1 protein-coding gene is annotated in these 1,141 nt (G+C 68.4%); it reads right to left on the bottom strand.

The window, feature by feature from the left end:
* The coding region (locus U9980_RS28025) for a TIR domain-containing protein (protein WP_322770676.1) at nucleotides 1–978 on the bottom strand (978 nt) is incomplete at its 3' end.
* Between the last annotated feature and the right edge of the window lie 163 nt (nucleotides 979–1,141).

The following is a 1,141-nucleotide window of genomic DNA, read 5'->3' as shown; positions in this document are numbered from 1 at the left end:
CTGGGGATTCCGTTTGAAGGCCTGCTCGCGCAGGAAGTAGGACTGGCAGAGCAGCCGGTTGACGTCGTGGTTGCCGGGGATGACCACGAACCGGTTCCGGTCGAGTTCCAGGCGCTCCGCCAATGCGACAAGGAAGTCGTACACCTGGTCGAACTCGCTCTCGTCGCCGGTCTCGGTCAGGTCACCGGTGACCACGACGAGGTCTGGCCGCAGGCCGTCGGTGCCGGCGCGGTCCCGCAGGTCGTCGTGCAACCGGGCGAACAGGGACGCGTGGGCGCGGTCGGCCTCGGTGAGTCCGGCCCGGCCGAACACGTGATGCGCCCCGAACTGGATGTCGGAGATGTGCAGCACCGTGACGGCCGGCTCCGTGGCCTTGCCCAGCCTGACCGCGGCTGTCTTGACCGTCGTGGCCTGACCGGGGACTATCGGTTGGTCATCCGACCCCGGGAATGCGGGTCGTGCGGCCGCGCCGGGAAACGGCGGGGCGACGGCGGGCTTCGCCCGACCTTCGACGGAGCCAGTGATCCCCGTGAGCAGCGTGTCGGCGGCGGCCGTCTCGTCGCGGCCGACCAGATCGATATAGGTGATCGACCGCAGCAGACCGGTGGGCTGGCAGTCCGCGACCCGGACCGGCACGATCCGACGCTTGGCCCCCTCGGGGTCCTCCGGCCAGATCGCCAGCCACTCGGCGTTGCCGTACCGGGATTCGGCCAGATAGGTGGGGGACAGGACAGGCACCACCCGGGCCGAGGCCGGCAGCGTGCGGTGCATCCTGGTCGCCCAGTTCGTGCCCGGGACGAGATCCCACGCCTGCACGAACACCCGCGCGGACCGCTCACCGAACCGCACCCGTGCCTCAAGTTGCCACGCGATCCACGCCGCCCACGCGGCGTCCACGCCGGTGTAACTGACGAAGAAGTCGTAGCGACCGCCGTCATCGGACGCCGGTATGTCGGTTACCCCGCCCCCGTCAACCATGGGTAAAGAATGTCACGATACGCGCCCGCCCCGGCCAGGAGGAGTGCCCATCACTGGGAGCGCGGCCGGTCGCGCTCTTGCAGGACTGCACTTCCGGTGGGGTCTGGCCTCAATCCCAAGAACGATCTTTTCTATGTCGTCTGAATTCAGACCTCTTCAGACG

The sequence above is a fragment of the Protofrankia sp. Cr1 genome (assembly GCF_963555865.1).
Taxonomy (GTDB): domain Bacteria; phylum Actinomycetota; class Actinomycetes; order Frankiales; family Frankiaceae; genus Protofrankia.
The sequence above is the reverse complement of the archived record's forward strand: the minus strand, read 5'-3'. Positions and strand labels throughout refer to the sequence as shown.